Annotated in this window: 23 protein-coding genes; 12 read left to right on the top strand and 11 right to left on the bottom strand. The window is 46.1% G+C overall.

The window, feature by feature from the left end; all coding sequences use genetic code 11:
- Positions 1-57: 57 nt before the first annotated feature.
- From AND4_RS08335 to AND4_RS08315, 5 genes are all read right to left on the bottom strand, one after another.
- The gene (locus AND4_RS08335; RefSeq protein WP_009842513.1) at positions 58-1,188 is read right to left on the bottom strand and encodes a flagellin; all 1,131 of its coding nucleotides are present in this window, start codon (positions 1,186-1,188) and stop codon (positions 58-60) included.
- A 287-nt stretch (positions 1,189-1,475) separates the two neighbouring features.
- Positions 1,476-2,609 (bottom strand): flagellin, encoded by a 1,134-nt coding sequence (locus tag AND4_RS08330; protein WP_009842512.1) that lies wholly within the window; start codon positions 2,607-2,609, stop codon positions 1,476-1,478.
- 261 nt (positions 2,610-2,870) lie between these two features.
- A complete protein-coding gene (locus AND4_RS08325) occupies positions 2,871-4,004 on the bottom strand; it encodes a flagellin (RefSeq protein WP_009842511.1) in 1,134 nt (377 codons plus the stop codon).
- A 163-nt stretch (positions 4,005-4,167) separates the two neighbouring features.
- The gene (locus AND4_RS08320) at positions 4,168-5,070 is read right to left on the bottom strand and encodes a Dyp-type peroxidase (protein ID WP_009842510.1); all 903 of its coding nucleotides are present in this window, start codon (positions 5,068-5,070) and stop codon (positions 4,168-4,170) included.
- 41 nt (positions 5,071-5,111) lie between these two features.
- Positions 5,112-5,597, bottom strand: a complete 486-nt coding sequence (locus tag AND4_RS08315) for a DUF2919 domain-containing protein (RefSeq protein WP_009842509.1) — start codon at positions 5,595-5,597, stop codon at positions 5,112-5,114.
- 145 nt (positions 5,598-5,742) lie between these two features.
- Between AND4_RS08315 and AND4_RS08310 the strand changes: the two genes are divergently transcribed.
- Together AND4_RS08310 and AND4_RS08305 are read left to right on the top strand one after the other, a co-directional pair.
- The gene (locus tag AND4_RS08310) at positions 5,743-6,096 is read left to right on the top strand and encodes a DUF2956 domain-containing protein (RefSeq protein ID WP_009842508.1); all 354 of its coding nucleotides are present in this window, start codon (positions 5,743-5,745) and stop codon (positions 6,094-6,096) included.
- A 1-nt stretch (position 6,097) separates the two neighbouring features.
- On the top strand, positions 6,098-6,430 hold the full coding sequence (locus tag AND4_RS08305) for a DUF4156 domain-containing protein (RefSeq protein WP_009842507.1): 333 nt from the start codon (positions 6,098-6,100) through the stop codon (positions 6,428-6,430).
- A 19-nt stretch (positions 6,431-6,449) separates the two neighbouring features.
- Here AND4_RS08305 and AND4_RS08300 read toward each other — a convergent pair whose 3' ends face one another.
- A complete protein-coding gene (locus AND4_RS08300) occupies positions 6,450-6,737 on the bottom strand; it encodes a helix-turn-helix domain-containing protein (protein WP_009842506.1) in 288 nt (95 codons plus the stop codon).
- Between the two features lie 288 nt (positions 6,738-7,025).
- On the opposite strand from AND4_RS08300, the gene AND4_RS08295 reads away from it, so the two are divergent.
- The 4 genes from AND4_RS08295 to AND4_RS08280 are packed head-to-tail and all read left to right on the top strand — an operon-like array spanning position 7,026 to position 9,463.
- Positions 7,026-7,376 carry an ArsC family reductase gene (locus AND4_RS08295; RefSeq protein ID WP_009842505.1) on the top strand — a complete coding sequence of 117 codons (351 nt, stop codon included), beginning with the start codon at positions 7,026-7,028 and terminating at the stop codon, positions 7,374-7,376.
- 18 nt (positions 7,377-7,394) lie between these two features.
- Complete coding sequence (dapE, locus tag AND4_RS08290) at positions 7,395-8,531, top strand: succinyl-diaminopimelate desuccinylase (RefSeq protein ID WP_009842504.1); 1,137 nt, start codon at positions 7,395-7,397, stop codon at positions 8,529-8,531.
- Between the two features lie 33 nt (positions 8,532-8,564).
- A complete protein-coding gene (locus tag AND4_RS08285) occupies positions 8,565-9,263 on the top strand; it encodes a M15 family metallopeptidase (protein WP_009842503.1) in 699 nt (232 codons plus the stop codon).
- Positions 9,260-9,463 (top strand): DUF2897 family protein, encoded by a 204-nt coding sequence (locus AND4_RS08280; RefSeq protein ID WP_009842502.1) that lies wholly within the window; start codon positions 9,260-9,262, stop codon positions 9,461-9,463. Before AND4_RS08285 ends, AND4_RS08280 begins: the two co-directional genes overlap by 4 nt.
- 149 nt (positions 9,464-9,612) lie before the next feature.
- Here AND4_RS08280 and bamC read toward each other — a convergent pair whose 3' ends face one another.
- Positions 9,613-10,632 carry an outer membrane protein assembly factor BamC gene (bamC, locus tag AND4_RS08275; protein ID WP_009842501.1) on the bottom strand — a complete coding sequence of 340 codons (1,020 nt, stop codon included), beginning with the start codon at positions 10,630-10,632 and terminating at the stop codon, positions 9,613-9,615.
- Between the two features lie 65 nt (positions 10,633-10,697).
- Positions 10,698-11,576: a 4-hydroxy-tetrahydrodipicolinate synthase gene (gene dapA / locus AND4_RS08270; RefSeq protein ID WP_009842500.1), complete on the bottom strand. Its 879-nt coding sequence runs from the start codon at positions 11,574-11,576 to the stop codon at positions 10,698-10,700.
- A 408-nt stretch (positions 11,577-11,984) separates the two neighbouring features.
- On the opposite strand from dapA, the gene AND4_RS08265 reads away from it, so the two are divergent.
- Positions 11,985-12,527 carry a glycine cleavage system protein R gene (locus tag AND4_RS08265; RefSeq protein ID WP_009842499.1) on the top strand — a complete coding sequence of 181 codons (543 nt, stop codon included), beginning with the start codon at positions 11,985-11,987 and terminating at the stop codon, positions 12,525-12,527.
- A 15-nt stretch (positions 12,528-12,542) separates the two neighbouring features.
- Positions 12,543-13,013, top strand: coding sequence for a thioredoxin-dependent thiol peroxidase (gene bcp / locus AND4_RS08260; protein WP_009842498.1), 471 nt, complete (start codon positions 12,543-12,545; stop codon positions 13,011-13,013).
- A 63-nt stretch (positions 13,014-13,076) separates the two neighbouring features.
- Here the strand turns inward: bcp and AND4_RS08255 are convergent, their stop codons facing one another.
- On the bottom strand, positions 13,077-14,147 hold the full coding sequence (locus tag AND4_RS08255; RefSeq protein ID WP_009842497.1) for an AI-2E family transporter: 1,071 nt from the start codon (positions 14,145-14,147) through the stop codon (positions 13,077-13,079).
- Between the two features lies 1 nt (position 14,148).
- Positions 14,149-14,385 carry a sulfurtransferase TusA family protein gene (locus AND4_RS08250; RefSeq protein ID WP_043991567.1) on the bottom strand — a complete coding sequence of 79 codons (237 nt, stop codon included), beginning with the start codon at positions 14,383-14,385 and terminating at the stop codon, positions 14,149-14,151.
- A gap of 290 nt (positions 14,386-14,675) precedes the next feature.
- Here AND4_RS08250 and AND4_RS08245 point away from each other — a divergent pair, with 290 nt between their 5' ends.
- The 4 genes from AND4_RS08245 to AND4_RS08230 are packed head-to-tail and all read left to right on the top strand — an operon-like array spanning position 14,676 to position 17,531.
- Positions 14,676-16,130: a M48 family metallopeptidase gene (locus AND4_RS08245; RefSeq protein WP_043991577.1), complete on the top strand. Its 1,455-nt coding sequence runs from the start codon at positions 14,676-14,678 to the stop codon at positions 16,128-16,130.
- 16 nt (positions 16,131-16,146) lie between these two features.
- Complete coding sequence (arsC, locus tag AND4_RS08240) at positions 16,147-16,497, top strand: arsenate reductase (glutaredoxin) (RefSeq protein WP_009842494.1); 351 nt, start codon at positions 16,147-16,149, stop codon at positions 16,495-16,497.
- Positions 16,498-17,070, top strand: a complete 573-nt coding sequence (gene wrbA / locus AND4_RS08235) for an NAD(P)H:quinone oxidoreductase (protein WP_009842493.1) — start codon at positions 16,498-16,500, stop codon at positions 17,068-17,070.
- 20 nt (positions 17,071-17,090) lie between these two features.
- Positions 17,091-17,531 carry a DUF2069 domain-containing protein gene (locus AND4_RS08230; RefSeq protein WP_009842492.1) on the top strand — a complete coding sequence of 147 codons (441 nt, stop codon included), beginning with the start codon at positions 17,091-17,093 and terminating at the stop codon, positions 17,529-17,531.
- A 168-nt stretch (positions 17,532-17,699) separates the two neighbouring features.
- Here AND4_RS08230 and AND4_RS08225 read toward each other — a convergent pair whose 3' ends face one another.
- The gene (locus tag AND4_RS08225; protein WP_009842491.1) at positions 17,700-18,950 is read right to left on the bottom strand and encodes a DUF2066 domain-containing protein; all 1,251 of its coding nucleotides are present in this window, start codon (positions 18,948-18,950) and stop codon (positions 17,700-17,702) included.
- Positions 18,951-19,160 lie beyond the last annotated feature (210 nt).

Raw genomic sequence — 19,160 nt, 5'->3', positions numbered from 1 at the left:
GAGCTAACGATAGGTCTATCGCTTTGGTGACGATATCACGAGGCTGAGTAGACCTAATTAGCCCAATAAGCCTAGCGCCGCAGATGGTGATTGCTTCGCTTGTGCCAGGATTGAGGTACTTGCTTGCTGAAGGATTTGCGACTTTGTCATGGCCGTTGTTTCCTTCGCGTAATCAGTATCTTTTATACGGCTATTAGACGCATTAACATTTTCGTTAATGTTGTCTAGGTTGCTGATAGCGTGGTCAAAACGGTTTTGGAATGCACCAAGTGACGCACGTTGGCTGTCTACTGATTTTAGTGCACCGTCAATGATCGCTACCGCTTCTTGAGAACCCGCAACTGTGGTGACATCAATGTCTTTAACGGTTACGTCTTTCGCATCGCCAAAACCAATTTCACCTGCCAGGTTGCCAGAGAAATCCACTTCGCCTGTTATTTTTTGAGAAGATGCAAATACTTGTAGCTTGCCGTCTTCACCAACAGAGGCTTTTACATCTTCGCTCTGACCGTTAATGTAAGTCGCTAGCTGCTCAATATCGTCGCCCTGTTTTGCTTGGATAGTCAGCTCTTGCTCTTCACCTTGCTTGTTGGTGTACGTCATTTTCAGCTCGGTTTTATCACTTACTGTCCACGACGCATCTTTTCCGTCTTCTGCTGCGTAGCTCTTACCACCCATCTCAGCATCATCAGAACGTAGGTTACCCATAGAAAGCATCACAGCTTCACCAGAGTCCGCACCGATTTGGAAAGATTGAGTACCATAAGTACCGTTAAGAAGTTTGTTACCACCAAATGAAGTCGTCTCAGCGATACGGTTTAGTTCATCGTTAAGAGCTGTAACTTCCTCTTGGATTGCGACACGTTCTGACTTTGAGTTCGAACCGTTCGCAGATTGAAGCGATAGATCACGCATGCGTTGTAGAATGTTGGTCGATTCATTCATTGCACCTTCAGCAACCTGTGCAATAGAAATGCCGTCATTCGCGTTTTTCACCGCCATATCCAGACCACGGCTCTGTGCGTTCAAACGGTTAGAAATCTGTAGACCGGCAGCATCGTCTTTCGCGCTATTGATTTTATAACCCGAAGACAAACGCTCCATTGATTTTTGCTGACCTTCAGCTGCTTTGTTTAGGTAACGCTGTGCGGTCATCGCAGAAACGTTAGTATTAACGTTAATCGCCATAGTTGATCTCCTTAAGGCTTTAGTTGATGTACCGTCGTGTCTCTCACCTCACTTAGGTACATCTCATTTCTCTCAGTCCCTTTAACGGCGGCCTATAAATATCCTTTAGAAGAAATTTTCAATTTTTTGCGATTATTTTCCTCGATTTAATGACTTGTGATGAATATCTAATATTACGATTGAGGATAAAGAACTGGAAACACAGGCATAAAAAAACCCAGCCGAAGCTGGGTTTACTCGCTCATCTCTCACCACGAGCCAATATGGTTCTTGTCTTTAGTTAAAGATTAACCTAAAAGACTTAGCGCTGAGTTAGGCGCTTGTTTCGCTTGCGCAAGAATAGAACTTGACGCTTGCGATAGAATTTGTGACTTGGTCATTTGAGTCGTTTCCTTCGCGAAGTCAGTATCTTTAATACGGCTCTTCGACGCGTTTACGTTCTCGTTGATGTTATCCAAGTTGTTGATTGCATGATCGAAACGGTTTTGGAACGCGCCCAGCTCTGCACGATTACTGTCTACGTATTTTAGTGCTGCATCTATGATTGCCACAGACTCTTGTGCACCACCTACAGATGTCACGTCGATAGTATCAACCGTTACTTCTTTGCCGTCTTGGATATCGAGCTCACCAGCAAGGCCACCAGAGAAATCGACATTGCCTGTAACCTTGTTGTTGCCCGCGAACATTTGTAGCTTGCCGTCTTCAGTCACCGACGCTTTTACCGAGTCTTGTTGACCGTTGATGTAGGTTGCCAACTCTTCGATGTCGTCGCCTGCTTTTGCAGTGATATCGATCTCTTGTTCTTGGCCAAAGTTATCTGTAAACGTCATTTTCAGGTCATTAGAGCCCTCTTGTACGTTCCAGTTTTTGTCTTTTGCACTCTCAGTTTGGTAGCTCTGGCCGCCCATTTGTGCGTTATCAGAGCGCATGTCTTTCAGTTCCAACATGACGGCTTCACCGTTATCCGCACCGATTTGGAATGATTTCGTACCGTGTGTACCGTTTAAAAGCTTGTTACCACCGAAAGACGTCGTTTCAGCGATACGGTTTAGTTCATCGTTCAGTGCCGTTACTTCTTCTTGAATCGCAACACGCTCAGATTTTGAGTTAGAGCCGTTCGCTGATTGAAGAGACAGGTCACGCATACGTTGTAGGATGTTGGTTGTCTCATTCATTGCACCTTCTGCTGTTTGTGCAATCGAGATACCGTCGTTCGCGTTACGAACAGCCACATCCAAGCCACGGCTTTGTACGTTCAAGCGGTTCGAGATTTGAAGACCCGCAGCGTCGTCTTTCGCGCTGTTGATTTTGAAACCTGAAGACAAACGCTCCATAGAGGTTTGTTGTGCTGAGTTTGCGTTGTTTAGGTAACGCTGAGCGGTCATCGCTGATACGTTTGTATTTACATTCACTGCCATGGTGATTTCTCCAATTGATTTTCCGGTGTAGCGGTTTCCGACGTCTCGGAAAACCAAGTAGTTCTCTCAAAGTTACTTTTATTAACGGCGCATGCCGCGTTTTCTTTAGGGAAAGTTTAAGATTTTATTGAAAATTATTCGTTTGGAGAGCAAATCGTGACGAAGCTGATAAAAAAGCAAAAAAACTTTCATTTTTCACTAAAGCTTCTTATCAAATTGTCGATACAGGCTGATTTTTATGAATTTGGCTGGTAAGAAACATTAACCAAGTAAGGTCAACGCAAGGTTCGGGGCTTGTTTTGCTTGAGCCAGAATAGAAGTACTGACCTGTTGTAAGATCTGCTGCTTCACCATTTGCGTGGTTTCTTTCGCATAGTCAGTATCTTGGATACGACTGTTGGAAGCGGCAAGGTTCTCGTGAATGTTATCTAGATTATTGATGGCATGATCAAAACGGTTTTGATATGCGCCTAGCTCTGCCCGATGACTATCAACGTACTTCATTGCAGTATCTAGGACGGCCACGGCTTGCTGAGCACCACCAACAGACGTAATATCGATGTTGTCAACGGCATCGTACCCTTTTAGCTGCAAACCCAATTCACTGGCCAAGTCACCAGAAAACGATAACGCTCCTGAAGTCTCTTCTCCAGCCATAAACAGTTGCAACTGGCCCTCTTCGTTCACAGAAGCAGTAATTTTGTCAGTCTGACCATTAATATAAGTCGCAAGTTCTTCGATATCGTCACCTGCTTTAGCGTTAATCTCAATGGTTTCAGTTTCACCAAAACGATCGGTGAATGACATGTTAAGCGAACTCGCCCCCTCTTTTACTTGCCAATCAGAGCTCGCGCGCCCGTTTGCAATGTAACTAAAACCGCCCATCTCAATACCATCACTGCGCATCGACTTTAATTCAACTTGCACGGCTTCACCTGATGCAGCGCCAATTTGAAATGCCGACTGACCAAAGCTGCCATTGAGCAGTTTACGGCCACCAAAGGAGGTGGTTTCGGCAATGCGGTTTAGCTCATCGTTAAGTGCCGTCACTTCTTCTTGCAACGCTGTGCGTTCCGCTTTGCTGTTTGAGCCATTGGCTGATTGGAGCGACAAATCACGCATACGTTGCATGATATTAGTCACCTCATTCATTGCCCCCTCTGCGGTTTGCATAATAGAAATACCATCGTTCGCGTTACGCACCGCAACATCCAACCCCCGCATTTGCGATTGCAGCCGGTTGGAAATCTGCAGGCCCGCGGCATCATCCTTTGCGCTGTTAATACGCTTCCCTGAAGACAAACGCTCCATGGATTGGTTCAGCATATCAGTTGCACTGGTCAAATGACGCTGTGCGACCAGTGCTGCCACATTAGTATTAACGGTGATCGCCACGAATAAGGGTCCTAAAATAAGGGCTTTGAATACGTATCGACCAAATTGAACAAAGGTTTAGTATTGTTTGAAAAATCGTGAGCACATATAGAGTTAAAAAGGGCAAGGGCCGGAAACAACAAAGCCCTCCGAGCAGAGGGCTTTAGTCAGCACGCTGTAGCGATTACTTCACCGCCAAATCCATCAGCATTTGTTGCGAAGGGGCGAAGAAGTAAGCTCCAGTAACCGCTTTGGAAAAACGAAGCAATTGGTCAGTCTTACCATCCGTAACGCCGTACATGCTTTCAAGCATCACTTTAATATTGTGGATCGTGTTGCTGTAAGAGATAAACAGCAGGCCATGAGCGCCAGTCACTGTTCCATATGGCAGACTATGGCGAACAATTTTAAGGCCTTTGCCTTCTTCCTTAATGTCGACACGACCTACGTGAGATGCAGCTGGAACGTCTTCCAATTCGATAGAATCTGGCTTAGTACGGCCAACGATTTTCTCTTGAGCAGAAACATTCAATCGGTTCCACGCGGGTAGGTTGTGCTCAAAGCGTTGAACCATCACGTAACTACCACCAGCAAAGGCACCATCTTTGATCAATGCAATGTCAGCACGTGCCTCACCTTTGGGGTTCTCAGTACCGTCAATAAAGTCTGTCATGTCACGAGCATCTAGGTAACGATAACCGTAAGTCTCATCGACAACGGTCACGTCTTCTGCTGTGTCCGCCAAGAACTTACTGAGCACGTAGAAGTGTAAATCGTGGCGTGTTGAGTGACAGTGAATCAGCACATCGACATCAGATGCAGGCGCAATCACTTCGCCTTCGCCCAACTCAGGGAAGTCAATCAACTCTTCTGGCATTTGCATGTTTAGGTACTGCCAGAACGATTTGGTGAAGGCGATAGAAATCATGAGGTTTGCGCCGTTCTGGTTTGTATTTAGCTCATTGACTAACTCAGGTAGCGCTTTCAGTTTTGCTAGCACGTTTTCACGGTTTTGGTTCACTTTTAACTGAGTATAAAGTGCAAATGGTCCTGCGGCAGGCACTATCGCCGTTTGAGCTTGTGACATTGAGATATCCTCTTTATTGCTCCGTGTGGGAAATTTTTTTCTTAATTTTTTGATGGCTGTTCTTCTTTGCACTCAACTTGTGGCACATTAAAACAGTCTTTCGCCCATCTTCCATTAAAAAGATAGATCATAAACCAAGTTAACAGGGTAATGGTGAGCGCGTTTGCCCAGTTGAATACACCATGTTCGAGGTAGACATGATACATGGTCTGAACCAATTGAATACCGCACAAGATCAAAGTCATGGCACGACCATACTGGGTAATTTGATTCACCCAGCCTCTATCCGGATGACGTAAACCCACCAACCACATCAACAACAAACTGGGAATCCCCATCGATAGGCCGAGATATAATGTATTCGAATCGGGGTAAACAATCGCTAATATCTTACTACCACTATCTCTGCTGACTCCTGCCATGGCAAACACCACCCAGGAGCGCGCTAGGAACAGCCAGCCTAGCCATAACATCATTGGCGCTCTCAAAAATCCATGAGCGTCGTATTGATCAAATGAGTAGCGCACAATATCGTCTTCTTAGTTTCATAAAAACGTCACTTTAACTGATCGTTTTAGAGTTGCAACCCAGCAAAGATGAGAACTAAAGTTCATTTCGTCATCTTACGCAGGTAAACTAAGTTAAGATTTAAAGTAACATCGATAAAAAAGCATGAAAAAGAAAAACACAGCAGCAGCCGTTCCTTCTCAAGAGACGCAAACTGAGGCAATGAAAATTGCTAAATCAACCCAAAAACCAGGCCAGACCAAAGAGCAGACAAAACTGATCGCTCAAGGGATTGAGAAAGGTATTGCTCAGTACAAGAAACAGCAGAAAGAACGTAATCGGCAAGCCGACAAAGCGAAGAAAAAGCAACAGAGAGAAAAACAACGTCAACAAGGTGACCTAGTAGAACAAGACGAAATGACAAACGAAGTGCCATCACATAGACCGGCTGTATTGCCTTGGGCACTACTCGTACTGAGCTGGATTGGTTTCGTGGCTTACATCACGATGGGGAAATAAGATGCAACGTTATGTGATGGTAGGAAGCATCACATTAGCCTTGATGGGCTGCTCGACGGCTTCCACCACAGCAACAAAACCAAGTAGTCACGTTCAGATCCGCATTGATAGCCAGTTTAATCCAGAGCAATGCGAATACCTTGGTGAAGTCACGGGCAGCGAAGGTCACTGGTACAGTTATTGGTTCTATACCAATGATGCCATGATGCAAGGGGCGATGAATGACCTAAAAAACCATGCTGCATTACTTAATGCCGATACGGTTTACATGGTCTCTCCACAAGATTTTGTCACTTCTTTCAGTGTGCTAGGTACCGCCTACCGCTGCCAATAACGTTTTCCAAACCTAAAGCTCATGCGTGAAATCCAAGACTGCTAGCAATATCGCTCTCTCTTTCAAGAACCCATTGACTATCAAAAGGCCCCCAATCAGAAAGTTGATAATAGCCGTCGTTATGGCGACGACCATCCTGAACAAAGGTAAGTTCGATGCCAATCCCCGGTAGCGCCTTGAGTACATCTTGAATTGTACGGCGAGGCCACCCCGTTCTCTCAATCAATTTTGGTACATTTGGCCTTTCTAGGTTTTCTACCAACAAAGCTAAATAAAGCCGCCTTGCAAAGACAGGACTCAATTCCATTGATACCTCCTAAAATTGTGTTGATTCATTATTTCTTTTTTACTCAGCAAGGTGTTGCGTTTGATCAATAACTCGACTTTTCCGGGCTATTTAACCGAGATTTTTCTCAATCGGATTGCTGTTTAGTCAGGGAAAAGCGGATTTGAGTATTGAGCTGTGAAATATTCGCTGCATGATTTTGTCACCGTGGTTGCTTCTTGATAGGATGCTTGAACAGCCAAACAATGCACAATCGGGCGCTCTTTAACGCAAACCGATGAATAAAGTACAAAGAAAAAAGGAAACACTATGACGATCACTATGTTCGGTATCCCAAACTGCGATACGATCAAAAAAGCCAAAAAATGGTTAGAAACAGAAAACATCGCATTTGATTTTCATGACTACCGCAAACAAGGCATTGATGCAGCCATGGTCACTGAATTTTGCAACACACTAGGCTGGGAGCAAGTACTGAATAAACGTGGTACGACTTTCCGTCAACTGACTCAAGAGCAAAAAGACGCCCTCAACGAAGAAAACGTGATCGCACTACTCGTCGAAAACCCAGCAATGATTAAGCGTCCAATCTTAAAAGTTGCAGACCAGCTTCACATTGGTTTCAAAGCAGACCAATACTCGACACTTTTTAACTCTTAATCAAAGGAACACTCAAGGATGACAGACAGTCCAGTATTGGCACTCGCTAAAGACCTGATCAGCCGCCAGTCCGTAACGCCTGAAGATGCAGGCTGTCAGGACGTAATGATCGAGCGATTAAAAGCGCTTGGTTTTGAAATCGAAGTGATGGTATTTGAAGACACCACAAACTTTTGGGCTCGCCGTGGTGATGAAGCACCTTTGTTTGCTTTCGCTGGCCACACCGATGTCGTACCTGCGGGCAAGCGAGAGCAATGGGATACCCCCCCATTTGAGCCAACCATTATCGATGGCTACCTACACGGTCGCGGTGCCGCCGACATGAAAGGTTCACTCGCTTGTATGGTCGTAGCCGTCGAACGCTTTATTGCAGAAAACCCAGACCACAAAGGTTCGATCGGTTTTTTGATTACTTCCGACGAAGAGGGCCCATTCATCAACGGTACGGTTCGCGTCGTTGAAACACTAATGGCGCGCGGCGAAAACATCGACATGTGTATCGTGGGTGAGCCATCCAGTACCAAAGAGGTTGGCGATGTTGTCAAGAATGGCCGTCGTGGTTCGATCACTGGCGACCTGACCGTGAAAGGCACTCAAGGTCACGTTGCCTACCCTCACCTTGCGAACAACCCAATTAATCAGTCTCTCGTGGCAATTCACGAGTTAACCACTACTGAGTGGGATCAAGGTAACGATTACTTCCCACCGACAAGCTTCCAAATCCCGAATGTTTCGGCAGGTACAGGTGCATCTAACGTGATTCCAGGTGAATTTAACGTTCAGTTTAACCTTCGCTTTAGTACTGAATTGACTAGCGAGATAATTGTTCAACGCATCACCGAGACGCTGGATAAGCATGAATTGGACTACGATCTAAAGTGGACATTTAATGGCGACCCATTCCTAACCGATACCGGTGCATTGCTCGACGCTGTGGTTTTGGCCGTTGACGAAGTAAACAGCACTAAGCCAGCACTTCTGACGACAGGCGGGACGTCTGATGGCCGCTTTATCGCGCGTATGGGTGGTCAAGTGGTTGAGCTTGGTCCGGTGAACGCAACGATTCATAAAGTGAACGAGTGTGTGAAAGTCGATGACCTAGAGAAGTTGACCGACATGTACAAGAACACGCTGAAGCACCTGTTGGCAAAATAGCGCCTGCGCTTAAGTCGTATTAACGAGAACCCTATGACACCAGAGCAACTTACCGGCATCACAGATTCACATCTTCAACCTAGGTTAGTCGGGCAAAAAACTTTTATGCTTCACCCTGATGTGGCAGGTGATTTGTTACAGATGATAGAAGCGGCGACCAACGCTGGTTTTAAGATGGAGATTGCGAGTGGATTTCGCGACTTTCATCGACAAAAAGCCATTTGGAACGGTAAGTTTTCTGGTGAGTTAGCGATCTTAGATTGCCACTCTCAATCGCTCAATAAAGCGAGGCTCAGTGATGAAGAAAAGCTGATGGCAATTCTTCGTTGGTCTGCCTTACCCGGTGGCAGTCGACATCATTGGGGGTGTGATTTTGATGTCTACGCGCGTAACTTGTTACCGCCAGACACGCAACTGCAATTAGAGCCGTGGGAATACTTAGAAGGTCATCAGTTGGCGTTCTATCGATGGTTAGAAGCCAACCTAGATCGCTTTGGTTTCTTCTTCCCTTACCAACAAGATTTGGGTGGTGTGGCAATTGAACCTTGGCATATCAGTCACAAATCCGTTGGGAGACAATGCTTAACCCATTTGACACCAGCTGTGCTGAAAAATCAGTTAATTGAGCAAAATCAGATCGACAGCATTGCTGGGATTGAGGTCATATTGAATAATTTGGATAAGATTGTGACCAAATTCATCCGCAATATCACGCCTCCGGAGGCTCTATGATCGAATTACTCACCAACCCTTGGGTCATTATCATCATTGTAATCAGCATAGTGGTAGGTAATATCGCCGCGCTCAAGTACACCGCGAAAATGAAGTTCGGTCAGATGGACAAAGGTCGCAAGAACGATTTAGACAAGCTGAACGAATTGGATAAAGAGCGCAACGATGAACTCGGAGACAAGAAAGACGAATCTCCTTAAGCTTTCCTCAAGCTCATAGCAAACTTGATAGCACTTTGAGTGCTCTTCTCGTTATCGCTAAGATCAAAAAGGGACCATTGAGGTCCCTTTTGTTTGTCTGTGTCTAACAACTCACAGTAATAAGCCAGTGTTTCTGTTTTGACACGCCATTATTCTTTCACACTAGCGGCCAGCACTGGCGCCAGTGATTTCAAAAATGCTTCCTCGACTGGCTTGCCAGCCGAGTCAGTAATGTTGATTGAAGTACGGTTACCCAGGTCACCAAGTAAGAAGGTGTACTTACCCGGAGCAAGGTCAACAGGCTTCACACCGATGTCGTTCCAGAACTCATCATCTGGCGATGCGTACTTCGCAGTCACAGTGCCTTGAGATTGGCTGCGCTCTTCAATATTGAAACCCATCTTAGGTAGCGTATCAGGAAGACGGTTCCAAACCACATTGTACTGAGCACGGGCAATGATCACTGGCAGACCACTGCGATCTTTACCCATAGTGATTGGGATATGTTTCACCAGTTCTTGCGCTTTACGCTCGGCTTCTTCACGTACGTTTTGGTCATAGCGAGCCGTTACCAAGTTAGTCATAAACACGTTGTAACGCTCGCGGTTAGTGCGTGTGACTTCTTTCACTTGATTGCCTTCACGCCACTCAAGTAGGCTTACTTTAAATCCATGACGACCGTTCATCTCACCACGAACAATTTCGTAGCGGCTACCGATTTCCATATCTTCATCTGGTGAGTTCCAAGTTACCCACCCTGTCTCGATACGATTATCCGTTTGGTTTTCTACCGGGATTTTGTTATCTGCAACCATTTCTTGAACGGTTTGCCACACTTTATCCAGTTCATTCTTACGCAGCAGCCATAGTGTGACTTCGCCATCGCTACTGCGATCTAAGCGAGCACCTGGGATCAATTCCAAAACTTGCTGAGGTGGACGAATATCAACTTCTTGACCGATACCACCCGCGTAGTTCCCTTGAGGAATGCGGTAGTTAGGGTAAAACTGAGGTTGAGCACCTGCTGGCACACTCCACTCCTCAAGAGCTGGTGTGTTTAAATACTCGAAGTCATCTTTTGCTTGACGACGCTGATTGGCACCACCTGAACAGGCAGTCAATACGAATACAGCTAGTGAGCTAAACACTAACTGGCTTGAAAGCTTCATTTATACTCCTAAACACTGAGGGCTAACTAGCCCCCAGCATGAACTTCAGTCCTAGCAACTCAATCTTAGTAAATACCGGCGTCTGATAGCGCCTGTTCCAAGACTGGCTGCGATTTTTCAGAAAGCGGGGTCAAAGGAAGACGCAACTCGCCCTCTTTAATCAAACCAAGCTTATGCGCTGCCCATTTTACCGGGATTGGGCTTGATTCCACAAATAGGTTTTTATGCAGTGTCATCAAACGTTCGTTGATCACTTCTGCTTCCTCAAACTTACCTTCACTCGCCAAATGGAACATGTCTGCCATGTCTTTCGCGGCGATATTATTGGTTACCGAGATAACACCATGACCACCACGCTTAACAAACTCGAGCCCTGTCGCATCATCGCCACTTAGTAAGATAAAATCTTCGCCACAAAGTTCACGATGAAGCGCAATTCGATTTAAATCGCCTGTCGCATCTTTCAATGCCACGATATTATCAAGCTTTGACAAGCGAGCCACAGTCTCAGGAGACATATCTACTGCTGTGCGACCCGGTACATTATACAAAATAAGCGGTACGTTACTCGCCTCAGCAATGGCTTTGTAGTGTAAGAACAACCCCTCTTGGGTTGGTTTGTTGTAATACGGTGTGACGCTTAGGAAGCCTGAGATACCAGAATCAGCCAACAATTTGCTGAAAGTAACGGCTTCATGGGTCGCATTTGCACCCGTACCCGCAATCACAGGGATACGACCATTTACAAACTCAACGGTTTTATTTACGACCTTTACATGCTCTTCAATGGTTAAGGTCGCTGACTCACCAGTGGTGCCAACTGCGACAATGCCGTCTGTGCCGGCTTCAACATGGTACTCAACAAGCTTTTGTAGACTATCAAAATCTACTTCGCCATCTGCTTTTATCGGTGTAATCAGCGCTACGATACTTCCTGAAAACATGTTTATCTCCGTCATTTTACTCTTTCTGCATGGTACTGTAATGCGATTGACAAACACAAGAGCGTAAACTCGCTTACAAAGTACAAATGAATGAATAATTACCAGTTGTTAGAGGTCTAGCAACTAAAATATGAATTTTGTTCTCAATCCTACCTATCCTGACAATTGTGTTAAATGGCAATGCTTGCTTAGCAATCCTAGCTCACCACTTTAAATTAGGCGCGGAATATACTCTTTCATCATAGTATTCCAGTCAGTATGGAGTGAATTAATAGTGAACGTCGAAAGCAAACTGTGCACTTAATAAACAAGGCGTTTTTTCACGTTTAAAAAAAGAACTGACTCCACAATTCTGCGCTGTATCTGTGCTACCATCTGTCTATTGAAAGAAAAGACAAGAAGCTTTTTATGAAGCAACATCTGGTACTTACGGCGGTTGGAAAAGATCGTCCGGGCATATGTAACCAAGTGGTTAAGCTCGTCACACAAGCTGGCTGTAACATTGTTGATAGCCGCATTGCTATTTTTGGCAACGAATTTACGCTGATTATGCTACTCACTGGCAACGCCAGTAACGTCACCCGAGTCGAAACGCAACTGCCACTTCTTGGACAAGAACATGATCTTATCACCATCATGAAACGCACATCAGACCACGAGTTGCTCGACAGTACTTACACGATGGAAGTGTTCATTGAATCTGACGATCGCATCGGCCTAACCGAGCAGTTCACGCAGTTCTTCGCCGATAAACAGATTGGCCTACATTCGTTAAGTGCGCAAACCATCAGTAAGTCAAAAATCCAATTGGATGCCGACCAGTTCCACATTGCTATCACCGCTTCAGTGAGTGCTGACTGCAATCTGATGCAACTGCAAGAAGATTTCGATGAACTTTGTAATACTCTTAACGTACAAGGTTCTCTGAATTTCATCAAAAATAATCCATAAGTAAGGGACATAACCATGAATACGCTGACAGCAGGCTCGCCAGCACCAGCCTTCTCTTTGCTCGACCAAGATGGCAACACCGTTTCCCTCGGTGATTTTAAAGGCAAGAAAGTTTTGTTTTACTTCTACCCAAAAGCGATGACGCCGGGGTGTACAACTCAGGCACAAGGTCTGCGTGATGTAAAAGCAGAGCTTGATGCTCATAATGTAGTGGTATTGGGCGTGAGCATCGATCCAGTAAAACGTCTTGGAAAATTCATCGAACGTGATGAACTGAACTTCACGCTACTCTCTGACGAAGACCATGCGGCAGCTGACCAGTTCGGCGTGTGGGGCGAGAAAAAGTTCATGGGTAAAGTGTACGATGGCCTTCACCGTATCAGTTTCCTGATCAATGAAGAAGGTGTGATTGAGCACGTGTTCAATAAGTTCAAAACCAAAGATCACCACGAAGTGGTCTTGAACTACTTGAAAGACAACGCGTAAGCTTTACTTTCATCCAAATATCAAAAAGCCCAGCATTCGCTGGGCTTTTTATTGAATACGTTTCTATTCTTTTATCGGCTCGTTGTCTTCGGTGCTTGGCAAGGCGTTCCATACCGCTTTTACTAGCGTTGCCAATGGAATCGCAAAGAAGACACCCCAGAAACCCCACATACCGCCAAATACCAACACAGCGACAATAATAGCAACAGGGTGAAGATTAACCGCTTCAGAGAACAGCACTGGAACCAACACATTACCATCTAATGCTTGAATGATGCCGTAAGCAACAAGCAGCCAGTAGAACGGTGGCGCTAACCCCCATTGAAACAGACCGACAATCGCCACAGGTACGGTTACCGCCGCCGCGCCTATGTACGGGATCAGCACTGACAATCCTACAGCAACTGCAAGCAGCGCTGAGTAACGCAGATCGAGTATCGCAAAGGTTACGTAGCTCACGCTGCCAACAATAAGAATTTCTAACACCTTACCGCGAATGTAGTTAGAGATTTGCTCGTTCATCTCATGCCATACTTTATTCGCCAGCCGACGATTTTTCGGCAGAATACCACTTGCCATGCTCATCATTTCTTCTTTGTCTTTCAACAAGAAAAAAACCAGCAAAGGAACAAGGATCAGGTAAACCGCCAAAGTCGCCAAGCTAACCAAAGAAGCCAACGAGCCCTTCACTACGCTCTCACCTAAACCGATCGCTTGATTCTTCGCATTGGTCACTAAGGTTTCTACAATTCGTAAATTTGCTAACTCAGGATAACGCTCTGGCAGCGTCGCAATAAACTTCTGCAACCCTGCATACATATTGGGGATATCATTGATTAAGTTGCCCACCTGAGTCCAAATCGTCGGCACGAGACCAAACACCGCAATCAGCATCAAGCCAATGAAGATCAAAATAACGATAATGACAGAGAATGTCCGGGGAATACCCAAACGGCACATTTGTATCACTGGCCATTCAAGTAAGTACGCAAGAACGATCGCGACCAGTAGTGGCGCAATCAAATGCCCGAGAAAATAAATAGTGATAAAGCCGAACAGTAAGATCGCCACTAGGCTCACTGCATGTGGGTCAGAAAAACGTCGCTTATACCAGCGACTTACCATTTCAAGCATCTTATTGAGGTTCCTTATTGAGTACTGTCAAAGTAAAGTACTCTGACGAAACTTGACAATCCACCTTATAACCTTGGCGGCACAAATACTTCACGATGTCGTGTTTTGAGCTTTTATCCGACACTTGAATGACGAGCTGGTGATAGTGCCGTGCCTCTCCCTGAAATATATCGGCAGCGTGACGCTTCGCAAGTAACAGTGCCATAGGGCAGCGTTGTTCACGCAAATCGAGTAACATGGATTCCATTGTATTGCTCTGCACTTGTGATAGGGTTGTATTGTAACGGCTTTTTGAGCTGGTGCTAGTGATTTAAGCGTAGAAGAACATGACTTTTAAATTAACAATTTAACGTTATGTGCATGACAATTCACGAAACCAATTCATTTATCTTTGGTCTTATCGTTAGTATATACCCAAGTAATCACAAGATACTTGGCGTAACGAAAATAACCATAACGCCTTTACTGACGTTGAAAGCATTCATCCCTCAAGCACAGACTCGGTATTTTGGAGAATCTTTAAACCGTATGTTAAAAAGCACTCGCTCGCTAGTTTGTCTATGCCTTACTGCTGTAATGAGTACACCAACGCCTATTTACGCCAATAGTCTCGACCTTCCAGATATTGGTACGGCAGCTGGAGGCACTCTGACCATCGATCAAGAGTTGATTTACGGTGACGCGTACATGCGCATGCTCAGAGCCAGCAGTCCCATCGTCGATGATCCTGTCATCAACGAATACATAGACACACTTGGACATCGTTTGGTTGCCAATGCCAATGACGTAAAAACCCCATTCCGCTTTTTTATGATCCGTGACCGCAACATCAACGCCTTTGCTTTTTTTGGTGGTTACGTTGCGCTGCACTCAGGTCTGTTTTTACACGCTCGTAGCGAGAGCGAACTTGCCTCGGTTATGGCACACGAAATTGCCCACGTCACACAGCGTCACCTTGCACGAAGCATGGAGGAACAAGCTCGCCGTTCACCGGCCACGATGGCGGCATTGGCTGGTGCGCTGTTACTTGCCATTGCTTCTCCAGAGGCTGGAATCGCCGCAGTGACAGCGGCGACGGCAGGTAATATGCAAAGCCAAATTAACTATACTCGCTCAAACGAGAAAGAAGCCGATCGCTTTGGTATTGCAACACTGGCAAAGGCAGGTTTTGAGGCAAACGCCATGCCACGTTTCTTTGGTCGCCTGGCAGATGAATACCGTTACGCGAGTAAACCACCGCCAATGCTTCTGACTCACCCATTGCCTGAAGACCGTATTACCGATAGTCGAGCGAGAGCCAGAACGTATCCGCCAATTCGCGTTACACCTTCGATAGACTATCATTTAACGCGCGCTCGAATCGTTGCACGTTACGCTGGTATCAATGGACAAGCTGCAATGGGTTGGTTCAAGCGAACTCAGAAAAAAGCGTCCCCTGATATTATCCCATCGTTTGATTATGGACGTGCACTGGTTCACTTGGACAATAATCGCCTGAGCGAAGCAGAGTCGCTGTTGAAAAAATTGCTGCAGCAAGACCCTGGCAACCCTTTCTACTTAGATGCCGTGACCGATTTATACATTGCGCAGAAAAAACCGCAAAAAGCCGTTGCTTTGCTGGGCCAAGCGCTGAAACACAACCCACAAAACAACGTACTCACGGTTAACTACGCCAACGCATTGCTTGAGGCGAATAAAGACGAAGAGGCCGTTCGTATTCTGCAGCGCTACACTCATGATAACCCAGAGGACAGCAGTGGTTGGCACCTGCTTTCAAAGGGCAACCATGCGCTGGGTAACAACGATGAAGAACTCGCCGCACGTGCCGAAATCTTGGCATTGCGAGCAAACTGGAACAAAGCGATCCAGTATTATAGTGAAGCAAGCAAAATTGCTAAGTTGGGCAGCTTGGAACAAGCTCGATATGACGCTCGTATCGACCAACTGATGATCCAAAGAGATCAGTTCATGGCATTACAATAACGAAATGGAGAAAACCATGTCAGTCGTGATTTATCACAACCCTCGCTGCTCAAAGAGTCGTCAAACTCTGGAACTGCTTGAGCAAAATGGTGTAACACCGGAAGTGATTAAATACCTTGATACACCGCTCAATGTGGAGCAGCTCAAAACACTTTACGCTCAACTTGGTTTTTCTTCAGTGCGCGAAATGATGCGTACCAAAGAAGAAAGATACAAAGAGCTCGCGCTCAGCGAAGCTTCAGTGACTGATGAGCAGCTTTTCGATGCAATGGCGCAAAACCCAAAACTGTTCGAGCGCCCTGTCGTGGTGGCAAATGGCAAAGCAAAAATCGGCCGTCCACCAGAGCAAGTATTGGAAATTCTATAAATGGATTGTCAAGTCCTCGTGTTGTATTTCAGCCGTCATGGCTCAACAAAACAGCTAGCAAGACAGATAGCAAGAGGGGTCGAATCGACTCCCTGTTGCGAAGCCATTTTGCGCACTGTTGAAGAGCTGTCGCCTCATACACGCCTCCCTACCGATCCCATTGTCACGCTTGATGAACTCAAACAGTGTGACGGCCTTGCATTTGGCAGCCCGGTTTGGTTTGGCAACATGGCTGCGCCGCTCAAGCACTTTTGGGATCAGACTACGTCTTTGTGGGTGAACGGCGACCTTATCGATAAACCAGCCTGCGTGTTTACCTCGTCTTCTTCCATGCATGGAGGCCAAGAGACAACACTGCAAAGCATGATGACCCCTCTTTTGCATCACGGTATGCTGGTATTAGGTATCCCATACTCAGAGCCAGAACTGCACACCACACAATCTGGTGGTACACCTTACGGTGCAAGCAGTGTAGGACACGAACCAAGTCTTACCGCCGAAGAGATCCGTCTTGCACAACAATTAGGAAAACGACTGGCAACAGCGGCACAAAAGCTCAAAGCAAGCCAGTAAGCTAAAGGATAAGCAAATCGATGTCCGACATTATTGACCAACCCCCTCTCAGCACACGAACCCAAAGCTATCGCTATATGGCACTATTTGGCAATTTGGCATTATTGGCTTGGGTTGCCATGTGGCAATTGGCTTTATCTCCTCATCCGCACCTGAGTAGCACAACACTGGCTATCGCGTGGTGTATCCCTTTGTTGTTGCCACTTCCTGGCATTCTCGCCGGTAAGCCTTACACACATGCTTGGGCGAACTTCGTCTTAATGCTGTACTTCTTGCATGCCTTGACGATTTTGTACGTGGACGACGGTGAGCGCTGGCTCGCTGTTGTAGAATTAGCCCTTACCTCACTCGGCTTTTTGGGTAATATCTTATTCACACGAGCACGAGGGAAAGAGTTGGGTCTAAAATTAAAACGTTTATCTCAAGTTGAGAAAGAAGAAAAAGCCAAGTTTAATAAGTAGCAAGCCGAGAGCCATCCAGCTTCAATTTCTTCAGAGTTTTCTCAGCGACAGCATAAGTAGATGACAAATACTGGAGGCTAACACAGAATAAAAAAGAGTCGCACTAGGCGACTCTTTTTTATTCTGCTGAGTAAGAGCTTAATGTACATGAGCCTAAGCGACACGAACTTAAGTTAGATGCTCGTCAATCACGTCCGTTTCTAGCACTGGCGCGATTTCTGATTCTTCCTTCAAAGGCTCTGTTTTAGCACGCAGTGGTGCTTTCCACTTGTAGAGCAAGTCGTATTGCACTGGCGCTGGCTGAGTAATCACAGGTTGCTTTGGCTGAACCTGGTCAGTCCCAGTGTCGAGTTCAATCGCGCCCGGCGCTTGCTCTTCTCCTGCCCCAACTGGCCATTGCGCTTGTTGAACGGGCTCCATGTCGATCATAGGATCTTCTGTCACCTCTAATGGACGAATCGAAGACGCCTCTTGCTCAAACGCCTGCTGCGAAGCAAGAAGATGAATCGTTAGCGTCACTTGATTACCTTGGACACGCTTGATTTCGCTTCCTGCGACTGAGCTAAGGTTAGTAAGCGAATCTTCTAGCTCAAAGAAGTCCATCGCGGATTCCACGTTCAATACTTTCACATCCAGTGCTTTGGACGACTTGCTTGAAACCACAACCGCACTCTTCTTCGCGTAGTAATCGGCAATGCCATCAATCATCGCTGGTATTGCATTCTCGCCGGACGCCGAACCGCTGCGTAACGATTGTGTCGATTCAGACAATCGCGCAGGGGGTTGGTCGTACAGACTCCAGCGAAGCTTATCACCTTGAACGCGAACGATCAGCACGGCATCGACTGGGTAACGTTGACTTGCTTGACTGATAGGGCCAACGAAACCGCCCCAAAGATCAGAAACGGTCACCCCCGTCACATCATCAAAATCACCTACGGGCATGGTTACTGGTAATCCACGGGCGACTGCGGCTTGACGTAACGCCGCGGCACTTGCGGAATCTGATTGTTCCCACGTGACCGTACGATCGTAGCCCTGCTCTTCTACCATCCAAACCAAAATGTTGGCGCGGTTTGGTGACCATAGTGGAAGCTGAGCTTGCGTCAATAGTGAACGAATTTGTCCACTGTTAAACAGTACCTTCACGCTGTTTTGACCATCAAGCTGGCCGTAACCAAGTTGAGAAATATAGCGAGAGCTTGAGCTCACTGCTTTCTTAATTACTGGGTTACTGAGAGAAGATTGACTGCCTGTTGCACGCACAATCACATCTTGCATACCTTGTTGACGGGCGAGTTCTTCACCGTCTTTTTGCTCACCGTCGATCGCCACTTCGGCACGATAGATATCCACCTGAGTTGATGCATAAACTGGCAGAGACAACCAACCCATCAATAAGAGAGCTAAATAGCGCATAGTTTTCATAATCCTCTGAACAAGAACCCGCATGATAAGCAACTATCACACCTTGAGCAAGAATGGTACTGAGTGAATTATCGGTAGTCATGTTGAATGGAAACCTACGACGAATACAAAGCTATGGCATTCGAGTATCCACCCATCCAAAAATTTGACCAAAGTAACATTGCAATCGTTTGCGATAGTGATAATATTCCGCCGATTTGT

Origin of the sequence: Vibrio sp. AND4 (assembly GCF_000171815.1) — a bacterium.
In the GTDB taxonomy this organism is placed as follows: domain Bacteria; phylum Pseudomonadota; class Gammaproteobacteria; order Enterobacterales; family Vibrionaceae; genus Vibrio.
Note: the sequence above shows the minus strand (reverse complement) of the source record. Positions and strands in the feature narration are given on the sequence as shown.

What these genes read in the sequence shown, in the direction of transcription:
- AND4_RS08305 (WP_009842507.1), top strand. Translation starts at nt 6,098, where the DNA reads ATGCAACGTTATGTGATGGTAGGAAGCATCACATTAGCCTTGATGGGC.
- AND4_RS08265 (WP_009842499.1), top strand. Translation starts at nt 11,985, where the DNA reads ATGAAGCAACATCTGGTACTTACGGCGGTTGGAAAAGATCGTCCGGGC.
- AND4_RS08280 (WP_009842502.1), top strand. Translation starts at nt 9,260, where the DNA reads ATGATCGAATTACTCACCAACCCTTGGGTCATTATCATCATTGTAATC.
- AND4_RS08320 (WP_009842510.1), bottom strand. Translation starts at nt 5,070, where the DNA reads ATGTCACAAGCTCAAACGGCGATAGTGCCTGCCGCAGGACCATTTGCA.
- arsC (WP_009842494.1), top strand. Translation starts at nt 16,147, where the DNA reads ATGTCAGTCGTGATTTATCACAACCCTCGCTGCTCAAAGAGTCGTCAA.
- wrbA (WP_009842493.1), top strand. Translation starts at nt 16,498, where the DNA reads ATGGATTGTCAAGTCCTCGTGTTGTATTTCAGCCGTCATGGCTCAACA.
- AND4_RS08300 (WP_009842506.1), bottom strand. Translation starts at nt 6,737, where the DNA reads ATGGAATTGAGTCCTGTCTTTGCAAGGCGGCTTTATTTAGCTTTGTTG.
- AND4_RS08295 (WP_009842505.1), top strand. Translation starts at nt 7,026, where the DNA reads ATGACGATCACTATGTTCGGTATCCCAAACTGCGATACGATCAAAAAA.
- dapE (WP_009842504.1), top strand. Translation starts at nt 7,395, where the DNA reads ATGACAGACAGTCCAGTATTGGCACTCGCTAAAGACCTGATCAGCCGC.
- bamC (WP_009842501.1), bottom strand. Translation starts at nt 10,632, where the DNA reads ATGAAGCTTTCAAGCCAGTTAGTGTTTAGCTCACTAGCTGTATTCGTA.
- AND4_RS08230 (WP_009842492.1), top strand. Translation starts at nt 17,091, where the DNA reads ATGTCCGACATTATTGACCAACCCCCTCTCAGCACACGAACCCAAAGC.
- dapA (WP_009842500.1), bottom strand. Translation starts at nt 11,576, where the DNA reads ATGTTTTCAGGAAGTATCGTAGCGCTGATTACACCGATAAAAGCAGAT.
- bcp (WP_009842498.1), top strand. Translation starts at nt 12,543, where the DNA reads ATGAATACGCTGACAGCAGGCTCGCCAGCACCAGCCTTCTCTTTGCTC.
- AND4_RS08245 (WP_043991577.1), top strand. Translation starts at nt 14,676, where the DNA reads ATGTTAAAAAGCACTCGCTCGCTAGTTTGTCTATGCCTTACTGCTGTA.
- AND4_RS08250 (WP_043991567.1), bottom strand. Translation starts at nt 14,385, where the DNA reads ATGTTACTCGATTTGCGTGAACAACGCTGCCCTATGGCACTGTTACTT.
- AND4_RS08225 (WP_009842491.1), bottom strand. Translation starts at nt 18,950, where the DNA reads ATGCGCTATTTAGCTCTCTTATTGATGGGTTGGTTGTCTCTGCCAGTT.
- AND4_RS08330 (WP_009842512.1), bottom strand. Translation starts at nt 2,609, where the DNA reads ATGGCAGTGAATGTAAATACAAACGTATCAGCGATGACCGCTCAGCGT.
- AND4_RS08285 (WP_009842503.1), top strand. Translation starts at nt 8,565, where the DNA reads ATGACACCAGAGCAACTTACCGGCATCACAGATTCACATCTTCAACCT.
- AND4_RS08310 (WP_009842508.1), top strand. Translation starts at nt 5,743, where the DNA reads ATGAAAAAGAAAAACACAGCAGCAGCCGTTCCTTCTCAAGAGACGCAA.
- AND4_RS08255 (WP_009842497.1), bottom strand. Translation starts at nt 14,147, where the DNA reads ATGCTTGAAATGGTAAGTCGCTGGTATAAGCGACGTTTTTCTGACCCA.
- AND4_RS08335 (WP_009842513.1), bottom strand. Translation starts at nt 1,188, where the DNA reads ATGGCGATTAACGTTAATACTAACGTTTCTGCGATGACCGCACAGCGT.